21 protein-coding genes are annotated in these 18,657 nt (G+C 62.5%); 6 read left to right on the top strand and 15 right to left on the bottom strand.

All coding sequences use genetic code 11. The features are described 5' to 3' along the window. The first annotated feature begins 134 nt into the window (after positions 1-134). Positions 135-2,822 carry an aconitate hydratase AcnA gene (acnA, locus tag ABD815_RS11695; RefSeq protein WP_344847329.1) on the top strand — a complete coding sequence of 896 codons (2,688 nt, stop codon included), beginning with the start codon at positions 135-137 and terminating at the stop codon, positions 2,820-2,822. A 105-nt stretch (positions 2,823-2,927) separates the two neighbouring features. Continuing rightward, positions 2,928-3,539, top strand: coding sequence for a methyltransferase domain-containing protein (locus ABD815_RS11690; RefSeq protein WP_344847328.1), 612 nt, complete (start codon positions 2,928-2,930; stop codon positions 3,537-3,539). Here ABD815_RS11690 and ABD815_RS11685 read toward each other — a convergent pair. Continuing rightward, entirely contained in the window at positions 3,536-3,919 is a 384-nt protein-coding gene (locus tag ABD815_RS11685; protein ID WP_344847327.1) for a GFA family protein, read from the bottom strand. The two genes, ABD815_RS11690 and ABD815_RS11685, sit on opposite strands and share 4 nt — an antisense overlap. A 40-nt stretch (positions 3,920-3,959) precedes the next feature. Then, positions 3,960-4,589 (bottom strand): glutathione S-transferase family protein, encoded by a 630-nt coding sequence (locus ABD815_RS11680; protein WP_344847325.1) that lies wholly within the window; start codon positions 4,587-4,589, stop codon positions 3,960-3,962. Between the two features lie 87 nt (positions 4,590-4,676). On the opposite strand from ABD815_RS11680, the gene ABD815_RS11675 reads away from it, so the two are divergent. Then, positions 4,677-5,393, top strand: coding sequence for a helix-turn-helix transcriptional regulator (locus ABD815_RS11675; RefSeq protein ID WP_344847323.1), 717 nt, complete (start codon positions 4,677-4,679; stop codon positions 5,391-5,393). Here the strand turns inward: ABD815_RS11675 and arsH are convergent. Genes arsH through ABD815_RS11660 form a run of 3 tightly spaced genes read right to left on the bottom strand, consistent with a single transcriptional unit; the run spans position 5,374 to position 6,831 of the window. Next, entirely contained in the window at positions 5,374-6,108 is a 735-nt protein-coding gene (arsH, locus tag ABD815_RS11670) for an arsenical resistance protein ArsH (RefSeq protein ID WP_344847321.1), read from the bottom strand. The genes ABD815_RS11675 and arsH overlap by 20 nt on opposite strands. Further along, the gene (gene arsC / locus ABD815_RS11665) at positions 6,105-6,482 is read right to left on the bottom strand and encodes an arsenate reductase (glutaredoxin) (protein WP_344847319.1); all 378 of its coding nucleotides are present in this window, start codon (positions 6,480-6,482) and stop codon (positions 6,105-6,107) included. Before arsC ends, arsH begins: the two co-directional genes overlap by 4 nt. A 4-nt stretch (positions 6,483-6,486) precedes the next feature. Continuing rightward, on the bottom strand, positions 6,487-6,831 hold the full coding sequence (locus ABD815_RS11660) for an ArsR/SmtB family transcription factor (protein ID WP_344847318.1): 345 nt from the start codon (positions 6,829-6,831) through the stop codon (positions 6,487-6,489). Between the two features lie 264 nt (positions 6,832-7,095). On the opposite strand from ABD815_RS11660, the gene ABD815_RS11655 reads away from it, so the two are divergent. Continuing rightward, on the top strand, positions 7,096-8,373 hold the full coding sequence (locus ABD815_RS11655; protein WP_344847317.1) for an O-acetylhomoserine aminocarboxypropyltransferase/cysteine synthase family protein: 1,278 nt from the start codon (positions 7,096-7,098) through the stop codon (positions 8,371-8,373). A gap of 270 nt (positions 8,374-8,643) precedes the next feature. Here the strand turns inward: ABD815_RS11655 and ABD815_RS11650 are convergent, their stop codons facing one another. The 8 genes from ABD815_RS11650 to yajC form a co-directional block, all read right to left on the bottom strand. Beyond that, entirely contained in the window at positions 8,644-9,183 is a 540-nt protein-coding gene (locus tag ABD815_RS11650; RefSeq protein WP_344847316.1) for a DsbE family thiol:disulfide interchange protein, read from the bottom strand. Beyond that, the gene (gene ccmD / locus ABD815_RS11645; protein WP_344847314.1) at positions 9,176-9,340 is read right to left on the bottom strand and encodes a heme exporter protein CcmD; all 165 of its coding nucleotides are present in this window, start codon (positions 9,338-9,340) and stop codon (positions 9,176-9,178) included. Before ccmD ends, ABD815_RS11650 begins: the two co-directional genes overlap by 8 nt. Continuing rightward, complete coding sequence (locus ABD815_RS11640) at positions 9,337-10,071, bottom strand: heme ABC transporter permease (protein ID WP_344847312.1); 735 nt, start codon at positions 10,069-10,071, stop codon at positions 9,337-9,339. The genes ccmD and ABD815_RS11640 overlap by 4 nt, the downstream gene beginning before the upstream one ends. A 49-nt stretch (positions 10,072-10,120) precedes the next feature. Further along, positions 10,121-10,777 (bottom strand): heme exporter protein CcmB, encoded by a 657-nt coding sequence (gene ccmB, locus ABD815_RS11635; protein WP_344847311.1) that lies wholly within the window; start codon positions 10,775-10,777, stop codon positions 10,121-10,123. Next, complete coding sequence (gene ccmA / locus ABD815_RS11630; RefSeq protein WP_344847310.1) at positions 10,774-11,394, bottom strand: heme ABC exporter ATP-binding protein CcmA; 621 nt, start codon at positions 11,392-11,394, stop codon at positions 10,774-10,776. The genes ccmB and ccmA overlap by 4 nt, the downstream gene beginning before the upstream one ends. 31 nt (positions 11,395-11,425) lie before the next feature. Further along, a complete protein-coding gene (locus ABD815_RS11625) occupies positions 11,426-11,782 on the bottom strand; it encodes an Mth938-like domain-containing protein (protein ID WP_344847309.1) in 357 nt (118 codons plus the stop codon). A 27-nt stretch (positions 11,783-11,809) separates the two neighbouring features. Continuing rightward, positions 11,810-14,437, bottom strand: coding sequence for a protein translocase subunit SecD (secD, locus tag ABD815_RS11620; protein WP_344847308.1), 2,628 nt, complete (start codon positions 14,435-14,437; stop codon positions 11,810-11,812). Positions 14,438-14,554: 117 nt separating this feature from the next. After that, entirely contained in the window at positions 14,555-14,884 is a 330-nt protein-coding gene (yajC, locus tag ABD815_RS11615) for a preprotein translocase subunit YajC (RefSeq protein WP_344847307.1), read from the bottom strand. A 237-nt stretch (positions 14,885-15,121) separates the two neighbouring features. Between yajC and serS the strand changes: the two genes are divergently transcribed. Continuing rightward, a complete protein-coding gene (gene serS / locus ABD815_RS11610) occupies positions 15,122-16,414 on the top strand; it encodes a serine--tRNA ligase (protein ID WP_344847306.1) in 1,293 nt (430 codons plus the stop codon). A gap of 36 nt (positions 16,415-16,450) precedes the next feature. On the opposite strand, the gene ABD815_RS11605 is transcribed toward serS, so the two are convergent. Continuing rightward, entirely contained in the window at positions 16,451-17,368 is a 918-nt protein-coding gene (locus tag ABD815_RS11605) for a hypothetical protein (RefSeq protein ID WP_344847305.1), read from the bottom strand. 114 nt (positions 17,369-17,482) lie between these two features. Here ABD815_RS11605 and ABD815_RS11600 point away from each other — a divergent pair, with 114 nt between their 5' ends. Further along, entirely contained in the window at positions 17,483-18,208 is a 726-nt protein-coding gene (locus tag ABD815_RS11600; RefSeq protein WP_344847304.1) for a hypothetical protein, read from the top strand. 31 nt (positions 18,209-18,239) lie between these two features. Here ABD815_RS11600 and ABD815_RS11595 read toward each other — a convergent pair whose 3' ends face one another. Beyond that, positions 18,240-18,653 carry an NUDIX hydrolase gene (locus ABD815_RS11595; protein ID WP_344847303.1) on the bottom strand — a complete coding sequence of 138 codons (414 nt, stop codon included), beginning with the start codon at positions 18,651-18,653 and terminating at the stop codon, positions 18,240-18,242. Between the last annotated feature and the right edge of the window lie 4 nt (positions 18,654-18,657).

Genomic DNA, 18,657 nt, shown 5'->3' with positions numbered 1-18,657 from the left:
CGGGTTTTCGGGGGATGGGCGGCAAATTGTGTGCAATAGTATACAAAAAATCGCAAGCCCCCCTTGATTGGACTCGGCCAATCCGTCAAAAGCGGCTTAGCGTAACCCTCCATCGTTGAAAGGGAGCCACCCCCATGACAGTTGTCGTCGGTCAAGATACCGCAAAAACACGCCGTACCCTCAAGGTCGGCACCACCGAATATGCCTATTACTCCATCCCCGCCGCTCAGGAAGCCGGTTTCGGAGAGTTCTCGAAACTGCCCGCCGCGTTGAAAGTGGTTCTGGAGAACATCCTGCGGTTCGAGGATGGCGGGTTTTCCGTCTCCACCGACGATATCAAGGCCTTTGGCGAATGGGCGAAGAACGGCGGCAAGAACCCGCGCGAGATTGCCTACCGCCCTGCCCGCGTGTTGATGCAGGATTTCACCGGCGTGCCGGCTGTTGTTGACCTCGCCGCGATGCGTGACGGGATCAAATCGCTCGGTGGTGACGCCAAGAAGATCAACCCGCTGGTGCCTGTTGACCTCGTGATCGACCACTCGGTGATGATCGACGAATTCGGCAACCCGCGCGCGTTCCAGATGAACGTGGACCGCGAGTACGAGCGCAATATGGAGCGCTACCAGTTCCTCAAATGGGGTCAGTCGGCGTTTGAAAACTTCCGCGTTGTGCCCCCGGGCACGGGCATTTGTCACCAGGTGAACCTCGAGTATCTGTCGCAGACGGTTTGGACCGATGCCGATCAGGACGGTGTTCAGGTGGCTTATCCGGACACATTGGTTGGCACCGACAGCCACACCACCATGGTCAACGGCGCGGCCGTTCTCGGTTGGGGTGTTGGCGGGATCGAGGCCGAGGCTGCGATGCTCGGCCAGCCGATTTCGATGCTGATCCCCGAAGTTGTGGGTTTCAAGCTGACCGGCGCGATGGTCGAAGGCACCACCGGCACGGATCTCGTGTTGAAGGTCGTCGAATTGCTGCGCGAACACGGTGTGGTTGGCAAATTCGTTGAATTCTACGGTGACGGTTTGGATCGTCTGCCGCTGGCGCAGCGTGCCACGATCGCCAACATGGCGCCGGAATATGGCGCGACCTGCGGGTTCTTCCCGATCGATGACGAGACGCTGCGCTACCTGCGTCAGACGGGTCGTGACGAGGATCGTATTGCTCTGGTTGAAGCCTATGCCAAAGAGAACGGGTTCTGGCGCGGTGCGGATTATGCGCCGGTCTATTCCTCGACCCTCGAGTTGGATATGGGCGAGATCGTTCCCGCCATTTCCGGACCAAAGCGTCCTCAGGATTACCTCGCGCTGACCGGTGCGAAGGAAGCCTTTGCCAAGGAAATGAAAGAGACCTTCAAGCGTGACATGGCCAAAGCCGTTCCGGTGAAGGGTGAAAACTACGAGATGACGTCGGGCAAGGTTGTGATCGCCTCGATCACGTCGTGCACCAACACATCCAACCCCTATGTGATGATCGGGGCCGGTCTGGTGGCGCGTAAAGCGCGCGCGCTGGGTCTGAACCGCAAGCCATGGGTGAAGACATCGCTGGCACCGGGATCGCAGGTTGTGACCGAGTATCTGGAGGCTGCGAATCTGCAGGCCGATCTGGATGCGATCGGGTTCGACCTCGTAGGTTACGGGTGTACGACCTGTATCGGCAACTCCGGTCCGCTCCAGCCCGAGATTTCGGCCGCGATTGCCGAGGGCGATCTGGTCGCGACCTCTGTTCTGTCGGGTAACCGCAACTTCGAGGGTCGTATTTCGCCTGATGTGCGTGCCAACTACCTCGCCTCGCCGCCCCTCGTGGTGGCCTATGCGCTGGCCGGTGACATGAACATCGATCTGACGTCGGAGCCTCTGGGTCAGGACAAGGATGGCAATGACGTCTACCTCAAGGACATCTGGCCGACCGATAAAGAGATTGCCGATCTGGTCGAAAAAGTCGTCACCCGCGATGCGTTTGTGAAGAAATACGCAGACGTGTTCAAAGGCGACGAGAAATGGCAGGCCGTGGAAGTGTCCGGCGGCGAGACCTACGACTGGCCGGTGCATTCCACCTACATCCAGAACCCGCCCTACTTCCAGGGGATGTCGGCGCAAAAGGGCACGATCCACAACGTCAAGGATGCCAAGGTTCTGGCGATCCTCGGCGATATGGTCACCACCGACCACATTTCTCCGGCCGGTTCCTTTGCCCAGACCACGCCTGCGGGTCAGTATCTGATCGAGCGTCAGGTGCCTGTGCGCGAGTTCAACTCCTACGGGTCGCGTCGCGGCAACCACGAGATCATGATGCGCGGCACATTCGCCAACATCCGCATCAAGAACGAGATGCTCGATGGGGTTGAGGGCGGCTACACCAAGGGTCCCGACGGTCAGCAGGCAGCGATCTACGATGCCTCCATGGCCTATCAAGAAGCGGGCACACCGCTCGTGATTTTTGCCGGTGAGCAATATGGTGCGGGGTCCTCGCGTGACTGGGCGGCCAAGGGCACAGCGCTCTTGGGTGTGAAGGCGGTCATCGCGGAGAGTTTCGAGCGTATTCACCGCTCGAACCTCGTCGGGATGGGTGTGGTTCCGTTCGAATTCACCGGTGGGGATTCGCGCAAATCTCTGGGTCTGACGGGGTCGGAGACGGTCACGATTATGGGTCTGGATAGCGTGAAACCGCTGGAGACGTTGAACGCGGAGATCACCTACGCCGATGGCACGACCAAGACGATTGCGGTCAAGTGCCGGATCGATACCGCGCCGGAGATCGAATACATCGAGAACGGTGGCGTGTTGCACTACGTGCTGCGTAACCTCGCCAAGGCGTAAGCCCGCGCGACATATGTGATTTGGAAAGCCCCGGTGAAAATCGGGGCTTTTTCTTTGCTGTGGGTTCGGCCATCATATTCGAACTGCGGAATATGGGAGGGAACGATGACGCGTTCAGATCACTGGGACACGGTTTATGCGGATAAGGATCCCACGCACGTCAGTTGGTATCAGGAGCGCCCCGATGCCTCTCTGGACATGATTGCGCGGGCGGGCACGCCGCGCGGTGCGCCGGTTCTCGATGTCGGTGCGGGGGCGGGATTTCTGGTCGATCATCTGATCGCGGCGGGGTTCACCGATATCACCGCGCTCGATCTGTCGGCGAGTGCGCTCGCGGCATTGGTGGCGCGGCTGGAGGCGCAGGCGATTTTTGTCGAGACGGTCGCGGGCGATATTACGCAATGGGTGCCCGATCGGGCCTATGCGCTCTGGCATGATCGTGCGGCGTTCCATTTCCTCACCGATGCGGGGGATCGTGCGGCCTATGTGGCGCGCATGGAGACCGCCCTGCCCCGAGGCGCGCAGGCGGTGATTGCGACCTTTGACGCGGACGGGCCGACGATGTGTTCGGGATTGCCGGTGGTGCGCTATAGCCCTGCGGCTCTCGCAGAGGTGATCGGGCCGTCGTTCCGCTTGGTCGAGAGCTGTCATGTCGATCATGCCACGCCGCGCGGCGGGTCGCAGAAGTTCCAGTTTTCGCGGTTCGAGCGGCTTTAGGGGTCCTGTGCCTCATCTGGGGGCAGGTCGTAATAGTCGCCTTTTGAGGCGGTGAAGATATGGGTGAGGCCGTTTGGCCCCGGTGTGATGCCGGTGGCTGTGTCGAACAGGCCGAGCGAGATCGACATGTGGTCCTGCCCGTCGGGTTTCCAGAACAGGGTTGATCCGCAGGTGGCGCAAAAGCCGCGCTGTGCGGCGGGGGAGGATCGAAACCATGTCACGGGGCCGCTGTAGGTGATTTGCGTGAGGGGCATGGTGGTCGCGGCCCAGTAGTGGCCCGAGTGTTTGCGGCATTGGGTGCAATGGCAGGCCGAGAGCCGTTCCAGCGGGCCTTTGATGGCGATGGTGACAGCGCCGCACAGGCAGGATGCATCTGGCATGGGGTCCCCCGAGTGGTGGTTTCGGGGAACCCTCTCAGGCTCAGGCCGGTTCGGCAAGGCCGAGAGTGACGAGCGCGTCCAGATCATAGGCATTGGCCGTTTTGAAGGCGGGATGATCGGCGCAGCGCGCCACCCAGTCGCGGATCACCGGCACGTCCGGCACGCCATCGGGGAACCAGAAATAGGTCGACACGATGATCATGTCGGCGGCAGTAATGCTGTCGCCCATGAGATAGGGACGCCCGTCAGACAGCGCGGTTTCAAGCGCCGCGACCGCCTCTGTCACGCCGCGCCATGTGGCGGTGAAGATCGGGTGTTCGGCCTGCGCGAAGGTCAGCACATGGACCGGTTCGAACACATTGCCATACCACGCCAGCCAGCCGAGGTAGGTGCCGCGACCCTTTTGCCCGACACCGGGACCGCCGGCGGCGAAGTGGTCGGTGAGGTAGAGCATAATCGCGTTGGATTCACGGATTTCCTCGCCATCCTCGGTGACCAGAAGGGGGACTTTGCCATCGGGGTGCGGGTTGGCGGGATCGGCGTGGCCCGAGCCGTCGTTGCGTTTGATATGGACCGGTTTGATGTCGACTTTGTCGAGGGCGTCCAGTGCCGCGATGAGGGCCACGATGCGTGTCGAACGTGAATGGGGGGAATGGTAGAGGGTCAGCATGGGGGGCTCCTGTGTTAGATTGATGGGGAGAGAATGACATGACCCTCTTGCCAAAATCTGTCAGGAGTGATCGCCTAGAGTGACGCCATGCCCAAAACCGACCGCCTCTTTCGCCTGCTCCATCTGATCCGCGGATTGACCCCGCCGGTGACCGCCGCCCGTTTGGCCGCGTCGATGGAGGTGAGCGAGCGCACGATCTATCGCGACATTGATGCGCTGCGTGCGGCCGGGGCGCGCATCGAGGGGGAGGCGGGATTGGGCTATACCATGACCGAGGACCCCGCCCTGCCCCCGCAGACGTTTTCGCAGTTGGAGATCGAGGCGCTGGTGCTGGGTCTCTCGGAGGTGCAGCAACGCGGGGATACGGGGTTGGCGGATGCGGCGGCGGATGCCTTGGTCAAGATCATCGCCACCCTGTCGGAGCGCCAGCAACGCCAGGCCGCCCATGCGATCAACATGGTGCACCGGATGCATGACCCCTCTGTGCCGCCGGTCGATATGTCGGTGCTGCGCGAGGCGGCGTGGGCCGAGGAGGCGGTCGATATTGTCTATGTGGATCGCCAGATGCGCGAGAGTGCGCGGCGGATTTTCCCGCTGGGGATTTCCTATCTGGAGCACACGGTGATGGTCTTGGCGTGGTGTTGTCTGCGCGAGGATTTTCGCATGTTCATCGCCGCCCATATCCGGAGCGCGACGCGCACCCGCCAGAGTTTCCGCCCGCGCCGCGTGCCCCTGTTGCGCGACTATATTGCGCGGCTGGAGGCGCGCGCGCCCTACACGGGGCCTATAAAGCCGGTTGATTGACGCGCGCAGACAGTTTGGCCGCGCTTTCGACGCGCTCGGAGTAGCGGTCGGTGAGCACGGCGGAGCGGCCACGGGTCATATACGTGAATTTGACCAGCTCCTCCATGACATCGGTGATGCGGGCGAGATAGGGCGAGGGTTTCATGCGGCCCTTGGCGTCGAATTCATCCCATGCGCGCGCCACCGAGGATTGGTTGGGGATCGTCACCATGCGCATCCAGCGGCCCAGAATGCGCATCTGGTTGAGGGCGTTAAAGGATTGCGAACCGCCGGAGACCTGCATGATGGCGAGCGTTTTGCCCTGGGTCGGGCGGATGCCGCCCATCGAGAGGGGGAGCCAGTCGATCTGGGATTTCATCAGGCCGGTCATGGCGCCGTGGCGTTCGGGGGATGACCAGACCATGCCCTCTGCCCAGATCGCCAGCTCGCGCAGCTCGGCCACTTTGGGGTGGTTTTCAGGGGAGGTATCGACCTGTGGCAGGTCGCGGGGGTCGAAATAGCGCACGTCTGCGCCGAGCGCGGTGAGGATGCGCCCGCCCTCCTCTGCGGCGAGGCGGGAATAGGAGCGGTCGCGCAGGGATCCGTAGAGGATGGCGATGCGCGGGGCGTGGTGGTCGTCATCCGGGGCGGCGAAGAACGCAGGGTCGATGGGGGTGAGATCAGCGGTCGAGATGGCGGGCAGATCGGGGGTGGCAGTGAAATCGGAATGGGTCATGCGCGGGGTCCTTCGCCCTTGCCAGTTTCGGGGAGGATGTCGTGGATTTTATCGAGCGGGCGACACAGGCGGGTGCCGCGCGCGGTGGTCACGAAGGGGCGGTTGATCAGGATCGGGTCGGCGATCATGGCGTCGAGGATGTCGTCTTCGGTAACGTCGTCGCGGGTGAGGTTGTGGGTCGCGGCCTCGGCCTGTTTGGCGCGCAGGGTGGATTTGGCGGTTTCGCCCGCAGCCGCGATGAGGGCGGCGAGTTCGGCGCGCGTGGGGGGCGTTTTGAGGTATTCGATGACCTCGACATCTTGGCCTGCCTCCCTGAGCAGGGCGAGTGCCTTGCGCGAGGTGGAGCAGCGCGGGTTGTGATAGATTTTGGCCATGGGTTTACTCCTTTGGCGGGCAGCACGGGGCGAGTGTGTCGATGAGCGGCGCGCAGGTATCGCGCGTGCCCCCGCAGCAATCCTCGAGAAGGAAGTGCAGGAGCGCGTTCACCCCGCCCATATCGGCGCTATAGATCACCGCGCGCCCGTCGCGGCGCGATTTCAGCAGCCCCGCCTGCACGAGGTGGGCGAGGTTTTGCGAGGTTGTATTGGGTTTGGCGTCGAGTGCTGTGGCGATGTCACCTGCGCCCATGCCGCCCGGGCCGGTTTTGACCAGCAGGCGGAAGGCGTCGAGGCGCATGGGTTGCCCGAGGGCTGCGAAGGCTGTGAGGGCGCGTGTCGTATCCATATTTCATGAAATAATGAAATAATGATTCATGCGCAAGTGGAAACCCGTTGTTTCGCCAAATCATCCCCTTTGCGCACCCTCTGTTAACCATCTCGTGCAAAGATGGAGACATGAAACGCGCCCTTTATATGATCCCCCTGCCCCTGCCCGAACTTCTTGGGATGATTTGCCTTTTCGCGGTCCTGATCCTCGCGGGGTGAATCTGTTGCCACGGGTTGCCTGCTGACCTAGGCTCTGCGCGACATCATACCGAGGGAGGAACAGATGGCCGATCAAAAGCAGGGCTTTGACACGTTACAGGTGCATGCCGGCACGGAGCCCGATTCAGCGACCGGTGCGCGTCAGGTGCCGATCTACCAGACCACATCATTCGTCTTCAAAGACGCAGAACATGCGGCGCGGCTTTTTAACCTCGAAGAGGTTGGATACATCTATTCCCGCCTGACGAACCCGACCGTGATGGCCTTGGCCAACCGGATTGCGGCACTGGAGGGCGGTCAGGGCGCGGTGTGTTGTTCATCGGGTCACGCAGCCCAGATCATGGCGCTGTTCCCGCTCATGGCGCCGGGGCGCAATGTTGTGGCCTCCACGCGGCTATATGGCGGGACGCTGACGCAGTTTTCGCAGACCTTCAAACGGTTTGGCTGGTCGGCGAAGTTCGTTGATTTCGACGATCTCGACGCGGTGCGCGCGGCGGTGGACGATGATACGCGCGCGATTTTCTGTGAGGCGATTGCCAACCCGGGCGGGGTGATTACCGATCTGGACGCGATTGGCGAGATTGCCAAAAAGGTGGGTGTGCCGTTGATCGTGGATAACACGGCCTCGACGCCCTATCTGTGCCGCCCGATCGAACATGGCGCGACTTTGGTGGTGCATTCGACGACCAAATACCTCACCGGCAATGGCACGGTGACGGGGGGCTGTGTGGTCGATAGCGGCACCTTTGACTGGGCCGCGTCGGATAAATTCCCGTCCCTGTCGCAGCCAGAGCCCGCCTATCACGGCAAGGTATTCACCGAAGTGTTCGGGCCGATGGCCTATACGTTCCATTCGATTGCCGTGGGTCTGCGCGATCTGGGGATGACGATGAACCCGCAGGCGGCGCATTACACGTTGCTGGGGATTGAAACGCTGAGCCTGCGGATGGCGCGCCATGTGCAGAACGCGCGTGAAGTCGCCAATTGGCTCGAAGGGGACGCGCGTGTGGAGGGTGTGACCTATGCGGGTCTGCCGTCCTCGCCCTATTACGACCGGATGACGCGGATTTGCCCGCGCGGTGCGGGGGCGTTGTTCACCGTGGCGCTCAAGGGCGGGTATGAGGCCTGCGTGGCCGCCGTCGGGCGGATGGAGTTGTTTTCCCATGTCGCCAACCTCGGGGATACGCGGTCGCTCGTGATCCACCCTGCCTCGACCACCCACCGCCAGTTGACCGAGGCCGAACAGGCCAGAGCGGGGGTTGCCCCCAATGCGATCCGCCTGTCGATCGGGATCGAGGATGTGAACGATCTGATTTCGGATCTCGACCAAGCGCTCGGCTAGGGCGTCAGACAGGTTGCCGGCCCGCGGTGTCATAGCGCGGGCCGGTATACATTTTCGTCACAAAAAGTGACCTTAGGGAAACTTGTCTTGACCCATGGGAAGTCTACACCCAGTATCAACGCGTTAAGAGTGTTGGGTTTGGGTGGTGACGATGGATGTGGTGTTTCGCATCGCGAGAGCATTGGTGTCGCTTTTGAGGAGCGAACCTATTGTTATTGCGCTATTTTTCGTACTGGTGATTATGGCCTGACCTGACGTGGGCCGGATCGTTTACTGCGCCGCTTTTTCGATTTCGGGCAGAATGTAGTTTTCCAAAATCTCGACAGTGATCGGACCGGCAAACCGGTATGTGATGGTGCCTTGTGCGTCCAGAACATAGGTCTCCGGCACCCCGTAGAGGCCCCATTCCAGCGCCGTGCGCCCCGGGAAATCGGCGCCCACGGCGGTGAAGGGATTGCCCAATTCGTCCAGAAAACCGACGGCGTTGCCGGATTCGTCTTTGTAGTTGATGCCGTAGATGGTGACGCCATCCTCGGCGAGGGTTTCGAGCTGGGGGTGCTCTGCGCGGCAGGGTCCGCACCAGCTGGCCCAGTAGTTCACCAGTTTGACACCGCCCGTGCGCAGCATGTCGTCGCTGAGCGGGGGGAGATCGCCGAGCGGGGTGATGGCGGCGACGCTCGGGGCGGCGCGCCCTGCCTGTGCGGTGGGCAGTTGGTCGGCGTCTTGCCGGCCCATGCCAAAGATGAACAGCCCCGCGAGGCCTGCGAAGATCAGCGGGGGCAGCGCCATGAGGGGCGAGATTTTAGGCATTGGGGCGGGTCTCCAGACGGGCTTCGGCGGCGGCGAGTTGTTTTTTGACGGCGCGTGCACGGGCAATCGTGCGCCAGATCAGGCCGGCCAGCAGCAGGAGCGAGATGGCGTAGGCGGCATAGACGTCGGTCGCGTATTTTCCCAGATCAGGCATCATCCGTGGACCCTTTCGCGCATTTCGATGGCCGAGAGGCGGCGTTTGCGGATTTCGGTGCGGGTGCGCAGCAGCACCAGCGTGATGAATAAGAGCACATAGCCCGCAATGGCGACCAGCGCGGGATACCAATAGACGTCCGCCACGTTGGTTTCCGCATCCAGCGAGAGCGATGCGCCCTGATGCAGGCCCTGATTCCAGAACAGCACCGCGTAGCGCGACAGGATGGCAAAGACCGAGCCGACAAGGCAGAGCACAGAGGTGAGGTCGGCGGCGGTGTCGGGGTTATCGATGGCTTCCCAGAGCGCCATGTAGCCGAAATAGAACAGCAGCAGGATCAGGAAGGATGTCAGGCGCGGGTCCCATTCCCAATAGGTGCCCCACATCGGTTTGCCCCAGATCGCGCCGGTGACCAGTGCGATGACGGTCATGATCATGCCGATGGGCGCTGCGGCCTTGGCGGCCAGAGCGGAGACATGGTGGCGGCGCACGATCCAGATCAGCGAGGTGACCAGCATCATCGCCCAGATGTTGATGGCCATCATCGCGGCGGGGACGTGGATGTAGAAGATCTTGACCGTTGCGCCCTGTCGGTAGTCATCGGGGGTGAAGAAAAAGCCCCAGATCAGGCCAGCGGCAAAGACCACGGCGGAAATCACGGCCAGCACGGGTAGTGCGCGGTCGGTCCAGGCCATGAATTTGCGCGGGTTCGCCCATTCCCATATCGATGCCATGTGTCTCTCCCTTTGCTTCGTTCTAGGGCGGATTGGGGTGAGGCTCAACTCACCTGAGCGCGACTTTGAGGGCGGCGGCTGCGGCAAAGGGCAGCAAAGCTATGGTGGCGAGCGTGATCCCGGCCTGCATCAGCAGGGGTGTTGCGGTGGACAGCCCGTCCGCGCCGCGCCGCACGACCTCTGCGCCAAAGATCAGCGTGGGGATGTAGAGCGGCAGGACCAGCAGGCTGAGCAGGAGCCCGCCGCGTTTGATGCCCACGGTGAGGGCGGCCCCGAAAGCGCCGATGAAGGAGAGCGCGGGTGTGCCGATGGCGAGCGTTACGACCATCCACAGGTAGGCGGCGGGATCGAGGTGCAACAGGAACCCCATCGCGGGGGCGGCCACGACCAGCGGCAGGCCGGTGGTGATCCAATGGGCGAGTGCCTTGACGCCCACGACCGCTTCGAGCGGCAGGGGCGCGGTGGCGAGCAGGTCGAGCGAGCCGTCCTCGTAATCGAGCGCGAAGAGGCGGTCGAGCGAGAGCAGGCAGGCCAGAAGCGCGCCGACCCAGAGCACGCCGGGGGCGATGACGGCGAGGCGGTCCGATTGCGGGCCGACGCCGAAGGGGATGAGGGTGACGAGGATCAGGAAGAACCCGAGGCCGAGGCCGAAGCCGCCCCCTGCCCTGACGGCCAGTGTGAGATCGCGCCACAGGAGCCGGATCATAGGAAGGCCTCGTCGAAATCGCCGCTCATTTTGTCGAGGCGGGCTTTGAACGGGGTGACGTCAAAGACGGTTTCTTCGATGCCGAGGTCAATGTGAGTGGCGATGATGGCGGCGCCGCCGCCTGCCACATGGGTGCGGATGGCGCGCCCAAAGAGGGCCACGGAGGCCGCGTCCAGCGACACGGTCGGCTCGTCGAGCACCCAGACGGGGCGGCCGGTGACCAGCAGGCGCGCGAGGCCGAGGCGGCGTTTCTGGCCCGCCGAGAGGTTGCCGGCCATGCGATCGGCCAGTGCGGTGAGGTCGAAGGCCTCCATGGCCGCCTCAATCCCCTGCCCGCCATAGACGCCGGCCCAGAAGGTGAGGTTTTCGCGTAAGGTGAGCACGGCTTTGATCCCGTCGGCGTGGCCTGCGTAGGCGATGGTGTCGGGATCGGCGGTTATGGTGCCCTCAAAGGCGGGTTGCAGGCCCGCGAGGGTGCGCAGCAGCGTGGTTTTGCCCGCGCCATTGGGGCCGCGCAGCACGAAGATATCGCCTGCGCTCACGGCGAAATCCATCCCCTCAAGGACCGGCAGACCACCGCGCGCGACGGCAAGATTTTCGACGGATATCAACTGCATCGGGGTGATCTTAGCGCGGGAGGCGCCGCTGTCATACCGGCAAAAGCGCCGCGGCCACGCGTCGGCCTTCGGAGGCGAGCACGTTGTAGCTGCGGCACGCGGTCGGGCTGGCCATGGCTTCGACGCCGATGTCGAGGTCTTCGAGGGCTGTGCGCAGGTCGGCGTCGATATGGGCCATTTCGGCACCTGTGCCCACGAGCAGCACGTCGATCTTTCCTGCCAGCGCCAGAAGCGCGTCGCGGTCCGTGAGGCCGGACCAGAGCGTCACCTCCGCGCTCAGGCAGATCACCGCGCCCTGATAGAGTTTGCCGCCGACGCGAAAGAAGCCGGGACCATAGCCGTCGATGGGCACGGCGTCCTCGAAGGGCATTTCATTTAAGCGAACCATCTGCCCCTCCTTTGCGGGTCGTGTCCTTTAGACGGCGGAACCGTCGGTCTGGATCCCCGGTGCGGGGTCTTTTTTCTCCCAGTCGCGTTTGACACCGAGCCAGAGCAGGATGTTGGAGGCGACGAAGACCGACGACCATGTCCCGACCACGATACCGAGCGTCATCGCAAAGACAAAGCCGCGGATCACGTCGCCGCCGAGCACCAGAAGCGCGATCAGGGCGACGAGTGTGGTGCCCGAGGTCATGATTGTGCGCGACAGGGTTTCGTTGATCGACAGGTTTAGCACGCCTGCGAGTTCCAGCTTTTTGTATTTACGCAGGTTCTCGCGGACGCGGTCGAAGACGACCACGGTATCGTTGAGCGAGTAGCCCACGATGGTCAGCAGGGCGGCGATGATCGACAGGTCGAACTGGATGCCGAAGAGGGCGAAGACGCCGATGGTGATGGCCACGTCATGGATCAGCGCGACCACGGCGCCGAGCGCGAATTGCCATTCAAAGCGCATCCAGATGTAGATCAGCACGGCGGTGATGGCGGCCACGACGGCGTAGATCGCGGTCATGATGAGTTCGCCCGACACCTTTGGTCCGACGCTTTCAACGCTCGGGAAGGTAACGGTCGGATCGACGGTTTGCAGCGCCTGTTCGACGGCAGCAATGGTTTCGGGCGAGACCGCTTCGACGTCGTCCTGTGCCTGAATGCGGACCATGGCGACGTGTTGGTTTTCGTCGAAGTTCGGGTCGAAGACTTCGGTGATCGAGATGTCGCCGAGGCCGAGGGGCGCGATGGCGTTACGGTAGTCGCCGACGCTGACCGCGCTTTCGGATTGGGTGCGGATCGTGGTGCCGCCTTTGAAGTCGATACCGAAATTCAGGCCTAGAGAGAGGAAGGCGGCCAGAGCGGCGGCGACCATGAGGGCGGAGAAGCCGAAGGTGACTTTGGCGCGTTTGAAGAAGTCGACGGTGGTTTCGTCGGGCACCAGTTTGACGCCCGAAAGCTGCCAGCCTTTGCGGTTCTTGCGGCGGTACCACATCACCACCATCAGGCGGGTGACGTAGAGGGCGGTGAAGACCGAGGTGATGATGCCGAGCGCGAGGGTGACGGCGAAACCTTTGACCGGACCCGAGCCCATGATGAACAGGATCGCGGCGGTGATGAAGGTGGTGATATTGGCGTCGACGATGGCCGAGAGGGCTTTTTCATAGCCCAGTTCGATGGCGCGTCCGGGACCTTTGGCGGTGCGCAGTTCTTCGCGGATGCGTTCGAACACCAGCACGTTGGCGTCAACGGCCATGCCCACGGTGAGCACGATGCCCGCGATGCCGGGCAGTGTCAGGGTGGCGCCGATAGCGGACAGGAGACCGAACAGCAGGGCGACGTTGATGATGAGCGCGATGTTGGCGAAGATGCCGAACAGCCCGTAGGCCAAGCCCATGAAGATCAGCACGGCGGCAAAAGCGACGCCGGTGGCGATTTTACCCGCCTCGATGCTGTCTGCGCCGAGTTCGGGGCCGATGGTGCGTTCTTCGAGGAAGTTGATTTTGGCAGGCAGGGCACCGGCGCGCAGAAGGACGGCGAGTTCTGTTGATTCCTCGACGGTGAAGGAGCCGGTGATCTGGCCGGAGCCGCCACGGATGGCTTCCTGAATGGTGGGGGCGGAGATCACTTCGTTATCGAGGACGATGGCGAAGGGCGCGCCGACGTTGCTGGCGGTATAGTCGCCGAATTTGCGCGCGCCTGTCGGGTTGAAGCGGAAGGTGACCGAGGGGCGGCCGTTCTGGTCAAACGCCGGTTGGCTATCGGTGAGTTCGTCGCCGGAAACCACGGGGCTCTCTTCGAGGATGTAGTAGAGGCCCGAATCCTCGAGCGCGGGGGCGAGGAAGTTGCGGGCGCCGGGGTTGTCGTCGGGGTTGGTGGTGCGCCCGACAACGGGGTTGAAGGTGAGTTTCGCGGTGGTGCCGATCAGCGATTTCAGCTCGGAGGCCGAGCCGATGCCGGGCACCTGAATGAGAATGCGGTCATCGCCCTGACGTTGGATCGTGGGCTCGCGCGTGCCGACCTCATCCACGCGGCGGCGGATGATTTCGAGCGATTGTTGCATGGTGCGATTGTCGGTGGCGGATTTTTCGGCCTCCGAAAGTTCGATGGTGATCACATCGCCGGCGCCGGAAACGGTGATGTCACGCTCGCCGGCCGCCGCCAGAGAGGCGACGGGGGAGGACAGGTCGCGCACGGTGGCCAGCGCGGTTTCCATGCCTTCGGGGCGCGAGATGCGCAGGCGCAGCTGCCCGTCGGGGGCGTCGATGCGCCGGATCGGGCCGACGGTGTCGCGTTCATCGCGCAGGGCGTCGCGCACTTCGGGCCAATAGGCGTCCATGCGGGCGGCGTAAACCTCGCCCACTTCGACTTCGCCCAAGAGATGCGCCCCACCGCGCAGATCGAGGCCGAGGTTGACCAGTGAATTGGGCAGGAACGACGGCCATGCATCGCGCGCGGCGGCGCGTTCAGGGGTTTCCCCGGCCGCTTCGATGGCCACGACGGCGTCGTTATGCCCTTCAACACGGCTATAAAAAGCGTTCGGGAGGGCGGAAATCAGGCCAAGGGCGACAAAACCCCAGATCATAATCCGTTTCCAAAGCGGGAATTCCAGCATCTCTTAAGCCTGTCTATTCAGTGGGGACGTTTTTTGGTGCATTTGTTTCACCGACGCGGCGTAGCGCCAAGCGAAGAGGCCCGCAACGGGGTGCGGGCCTAGATCATACGAATGTGTTCAGGACGCTTTCGCAGGCTCTGTTTTGGACAGAACATTGGACAGCGTGCCTTTTTGAACGCGCACTTTGACGCCATCGGCGATGGTCACTTCGAGGATGCCGTCTTCGCGCACTTTATCGACCTTGCCGATGATACCGCCGGCAGTCACGACTTCGTCGCCACGGCGCACTGCGTTGATCATGGCCTGATGTTCTTTCACTTTTTTCTGCTGCGGACGGATGAGCAGGAAATACATGATCACAAAAATCAGGATGAGCGGCAAAAACTGCATGATGGGGTTGGCGGCGGCGCCACCGGCAGCTTGGGCGTAGGCGGGAGATGCGAGCATGGAAATTTCCTCTATGTGTGTCTGTCAGCCGGGGGTTGTGGGCCCCGAAAGTCGTCGCGCACCCTAATCGGGGCAAACGTGGATGGCAAGAAAGCTCACGCGGGACATATGCCCCCTGCCCGCGTGCTGCAACAGGCGGCGTGAGGATGTGTGAAAGGTCGCGCGCGATCTGGCGTTGATCCGCCCGCGCGCACAGGTCATAAGCGGGCCACAAACCAGACTGAGAGGACACCTGCGATGCATGACATCAAAGCCATTCGCGAAAACCCCGAAGCATTTGACGCCGGCATGGCGCGGCGCGGGTTGTCCGGTGAGTCTGCGGCGATTTTGGCGATCGATGCGGCGCGGCGGGCGAAAATCGTCGCCGCCGAGGAGGCCAAGGCCGAACAGAACCGTGCCTCCAAAGAGGTGGGTGCGGCCAAGGCGCGCGGGGATGAGGCCGAGTTCGAGCGTTTGCGCGCGCTGGTGGCCGAGAAGAAGGCCGAAGTGGCGCGTCTGGGCGAAGAAGCCAAGGCAGAGGACGAGAAGCTGCGCGATCTTTTGATGCGGCTTCCCAACATCATGTATGACGATGTGCCCGATGGCGCCGATGAGAACGACAATGTCGAGTTGAAAACATGGGGCAGCCCGCGCAATTTCTCCTTTGCACCCAAAGAGCATTACGAGATCGCCGGTGTTGTCCAAGGCATGGATTTCGAAACCGGAGCCAAGCTGTCGGGGGCGCGGTTTGTCGTGCTCTCGGGGGCTGTGGCGCGCATTCACCGGGCGCTGGCGCAATTCATGATCGACACCCATGTCGACGAGCACGGTTTTACAGAGACCAACGCGCCCGTTCTGGTGCGCGAGGAAAGCATGTATGGCACCGGGCAGTTGCCGAAATTTGGCGAGGACAGCTATCAGACCACCGATGGCATGTGGCTCATCCCGACCTCCGAGGTGACATTGACCAACATTGTGCGCGATGTGGTGATCGAGGAAAGCTACCTGCCGCGCCGCTATACCGCGCATTCGCTGTGCTTCCGTTCCGAGGCGGGCAGCGCGGGGCGAGATACCGCCGGAATGCTGCGCCAGCACCAGTTCGAGAAGGTGGAAATGGTCGCCATCACCCGTCCCGATCAGAGCGAGATGGAGCATGAGCGGATGACGCGCTGCGCCGAGGCGATTCTGGAAAAGCTGGGCCTGCCCTACCGGACGGTGAAGCTGTGTTCGGGCGATCAGGGGTTCGGGATGAAGCGCACCCATGACCTCGAAGTGTGGCTGCCGGGGCAGGACAAGTACCGTGAAATCTCGTCGGTCTCCGTGGCGGGCGATTTTCAGGCGCGGCGCATGAATGCGCGCTACAAGCCCGCTGACGGGGGCAAGCCGGAGTTCGTGCATACGCTCAACGGGTCGGGTTTGGCCGTGGGGCGGTGTTTGATCGCGGTGCTCGAAAACGGGCAGCAGGCGGATGGGTCGGTGAAACTGCCCGAGGTTCTCAAGGACTATCTGCGCGGCAAGACCACGCTGACGGCCGCGGGCCAGTTGGTCTAACGCCCTATCGTGTGACGGAAATGGCGGCGCCTCGGGTTAAAACGAGGCGCCGTTTTTGTCTGCGCCTTCGTGGACGAATTGTTTGGCGATCAGGGCCAAGAGCGAGCGACCCTTGCCGTGCATGGTCGAGGGCGACGGGCGTGCGAGGTAGCTGTCGAGCATCCCGCGGGCATGATCGCGCCCGTAGTCACGCAGCCAGTAGAAGGCCCATGAAAACACGGTGAAGGCGTCGGAGATCTCTTCGATCTCGACCACTGTGCGATCCCCTTCGCGGGTGATCTGGGTGCGCGCCACGGTTTGTGTCGACGTGCCGCCGGGCACTTCGCAGATCGCCTGGATGATGATTTCGATGCGGTCGTCGTAGCGGATTTCGCTCATCGGGCGGACCAGAAAGGCGTGTTCGCTTTCCTCGGGTTCGAATGTTTCGAGGTTGTGCCCGAGGATGTTGAACCAGACAGGGAACAGACCGTCCTCGCGCAGCGGGCCGCATCGGTGGCTGCGTGTTTCTTTGTCGGGCCAATGGCAAAAGGCCTCTGCGGCCTGTTCGAGGGTCAGAGGGACCTTGAATTTCGAAAACACACGGCGGCGGGCGAAATGGAAATGGTCGAAGAATATCAGCACCTTGACCATCACAAGCGCGATGGCGGCCCAAATCACAAAGCCGAGCGCGAGGGACCAGACGCCGTCATGCAGAAGCACGGTTTGGGCGATGTTATCGGTGGACATGGCCAGAACGAGGACCACGATGGCGTTGGAGATGGCTGTGGCGGCCGCTTCGATCCAGCTATCGGGGAGAGCGACCAGAAGAGCGCCATAGAACACGCAGCCCAGGCCAAAAATCACCAGCACCGTGATGATAGGTTGGCCCGTGAAGAGCGCCGGCACGGTTGGAAGCGCCGCGCAGAACAGGGTCAGGCGGCGATAAAGGTATAGGCGAAACAAAATAACGGACATTGCGTCTTCTCCCAAGCTGACCTTAGGTGACCCAAAGAATAGGGCGTGGGAATGGCGTGTTTTGGGAAATCACGGCACAATGAACCAAATTGCCCCTTCAAGCGTAGGTAAGTTATGGAAAAATTCAAAGCACTGCTCGTCGTCGTCTCCACGCTGGCTTTTGCCGCGGGGCCTTTCCTCGTCCCCGGGTTTGGCGGATTTGATCCGACCCTCTATCCGATCCCCCAGATTGATCCTCCGGTGCAGCCGGCGGGATATGCCTTTGCCATTTGGGGGGTGATTTACGTTTGGTTGGTGGTTCATGCGGGGTTTGGCTATTTCAAACGCCGCCATGCCGAGGATTGGGAGCCGATGCGGTGGCCGCTGATCGCGTCTTTGGCGGTCGGGGCGATCTGGCTGCCGGTGGCGATGGTGTCGCCGGTCTGGGCGGTCATCCTGATCTTTTTCATGTTGGTGACGGCTTTGATGGCGATGAACCGTGCGCCGTTTCTCGACCAGTGGTTCGCGGAAGAACCTGTGGCGCTCTATGCGGGGTGGCTGACGGCGGCGTCTTTTGCGGGTCTGGGCATTCTGGGCGCGGGCTATGGCGTGGTTTTCGGGCAGATCGGCTGGGCGTGGATCGCGCTCGCCGGGGCGTTGATCACCGCCTTTATCGGGCACAACCTGCGCCCTGAGGCGGTCGCCTATCCTTTGGGCACGGCATGGGCGCTGATTGCGATCATGGTGCAGAACTGGGGCAGCCAGTGGTTGTTGGTTTTCGGGGCCTTTGTGGGCGCGGTGATCCTGCTGTTGCTGGCTGCGCGCGCGTTTCAGCGCCAGCAGCGTCTTGAGGTCCGGTAGGGCGACTAGAGGCGCAGTAAGGTTTGCGCGCCTAGAGGCGCGACAGCGCGCGGCGCGCCACCTGTGCGACGCGCGCGGAGGTTTGCAGGGTATCGATTTCGGCCAGCGTGGCCCATTTAACGGCGCAGGCGTCATCTGCGGCAATCGCGGTGCCGTGGGGGTCGTCGAGCAGCACGGCGGCGAGCACGAAGTGATGGGTCACCTGCCCCGCGGTATCGCGTGTCAGCGCCTCCCCCCAATCCAGAATGCGCTGCGGCGTGGCGGTGATGCCGGTTTCCTCGTGCAATTCGCGCGTGGCGGCCATCATGACGGTTTCGCCCCATTCCACGTGGCCACCGGGAAAGCCCCAGAACCCCGCATCGGGGGCCTTGGAGCGTTGAACCAGCAGAAAGCGCCCCGCGTCGTGGCAGACGGCGAGCGCGCCGAGTTTGGGGCGCGTGGTCATGCCC

The organism is Celeribacter arenosi (genome assembly GCF_039539485.1).
Lineage (GTDB): Bacteria > Pseudomonadota > Alphaproteobacteria > Rhodobacterales > Rhodobacteraceae > Celeribacter > Celeribacter arenosi.
This window is presented reverse-complemented; position numbering and strand designations above follow the sequence as displayed.

What these genes read in the sequence shown, in the direction of transcription:
- ABD815_RS11680 (WP_344847325.1), bottom strand. Translation starts at nt 4,589, where the DNA reads ATGCTGACCCTCTACCATTCCCCCCATTCACGTTCGACACGCATCGTG.
- ABD815_RS11600 (WP_344847304.1), top strand. Translation starts at nt 17,483, where the DNA reads ATGGAAAAATTCAAAGCACTGCTCGTCGTCGTCTCCACGCTGGCTTTT.
- ABD815_RS11650 (WP_344847316.1), bottom strand. Translation starts at nt 9,183, where the DNA reads ATGCCTAAAATCTCGCCCCTCATGGCGCTGCCCCCGCTGATCTTCGCA.
- ABD815_RS11675 (WP_344847323.1), top strand. Translation starts at nt 4,677, where the DNA reads ATGCCCAAAACCGACCGCCTCTTTCGCCTGCTCCATCTGATCCGCGGA.
- secD (WP_344847308.1), bottom strand. Translation starts at nt 14,437, where the DNA reads ATGCTGGAATTCCCGCTTTGGAAACGGATTATGATCTGGGGTTTTGTC.
- ABD815_RS11685 (WP_344847327.1), bottom strand. Translation starts at nt 3,919, where the DNA reads ATGCCAGATGCATCCTGCCTGTGCGGCGCTGTCACCATCGCCATCAAA.
- acnA (WP_344847329.1), top strand. Translation starts at nt 135, where the DNA reads ATGACAGTTGTCGTCGGTCAAGATACCGCAAAAACACGCCGTACCCTC.
- ABD815_RS11605 (WP_344847305.1), bottom strand. Translation starts at nt 17,368, where the DNA reads ATGTCCGTTATTTTGTTTCGCCTATACCTTTATCGCCGCCTGACCCTG.
- arsH (WP_344847321.1), bottom strand. Translation starts at nt 6,108, where the DNA reads ATGACCCATTCCGATTTCACTGCCACCCCCGATCTGCCCGCCATCTCG.
- ccmB (WP_344847311.1), bottom strand. Translation starts at nt 10,777, where the DNA reads ATGATCCGGCTCCTGTGGCGCGATCTCACACTGGCCGTCAGGGCAGGG.
- serS (WP_344847306.1), top strand. Translation starts at nt 15,122, where the DNA reads ATGCATGACATCAAAGCCATTCGCGAAAACCCCGAAGCATTTGACGCC.
- ABD815_RS11640 (WP_344847312.1), bottom strand. Translation starts at nt 10,071, where the DNA reads ATGGCATCGATATGGGAATGGGCGAACCCGCGCAAATTCATGGCCTGG.
- ABD815_RS11660 (WP_344847318.1), bottom strand. Translation starts at nt 6,831, where the DNA reads ATGGATACGACACGCGCCCTCACAGCCTTCGCAGCCCTCGGGCAACCC.
- ABD815_RS11690 (WP_344847328.1), top strand. Translation starts at nt 2,928, where the DNA reads ATGACGCGTTCAGATCACTGGGACACGGTTTATGCGGATAAGGATCCC.
- ABD815_RS11625 (WP_344847309.1), bottom strand. Translation starts at nt 11,782, where the DNA reads ATGGTTCGCTTAAATGAAATGCCCTTCGAGGACGCCGTGCCCATCGAC.
- ccmD (WP_344847314.1), bottom strand. Translation starts at nt 9,340, where the DNA reads ATGATGCCTGATCTGGGAAAATACGCGACCGACGTCTATGCCGCCTAC.
- ccmA (WP_344847310.1), bottom strand. Translation starts at nt 11,394, where the DNA reads ATGCAGTTGATATCCGTCGAAAATCTTGCCGTCGCGCGCGGTGGTCTG.
- ABD815_RS11655 (WP_344847317.1), top strand. Translation starts at nt 7,096, where the DNA reads ATGGCCGATCAAAAGCAGGGCTTTGACACGTTACAGGTGCATGCCGGC.
- yajC (WP_344847307.1), bottom strand. Translation starts at nt 14,884, where the DNA reads ATGCTCGCATCTCCCGCCTACGCCCAAGCTGCCGGTGGCGCCGCCGCC.
- arsC (WP_344847319.1), bottom strand. Translation starts at nt 6,482, where the DNA reads ATGGCCAAAATCTATCACAACCCGCGCTGCTCCACCTCGCGCAAGGCA.
- ABD815_RS11595 (WP_344847303.1), bottom strand. Translation starts at nt 18,653, where the DNA reads ATGACCACGCGCCCCAAACTCGGCGCGCTCGCCGTCTGCCACGACGCG.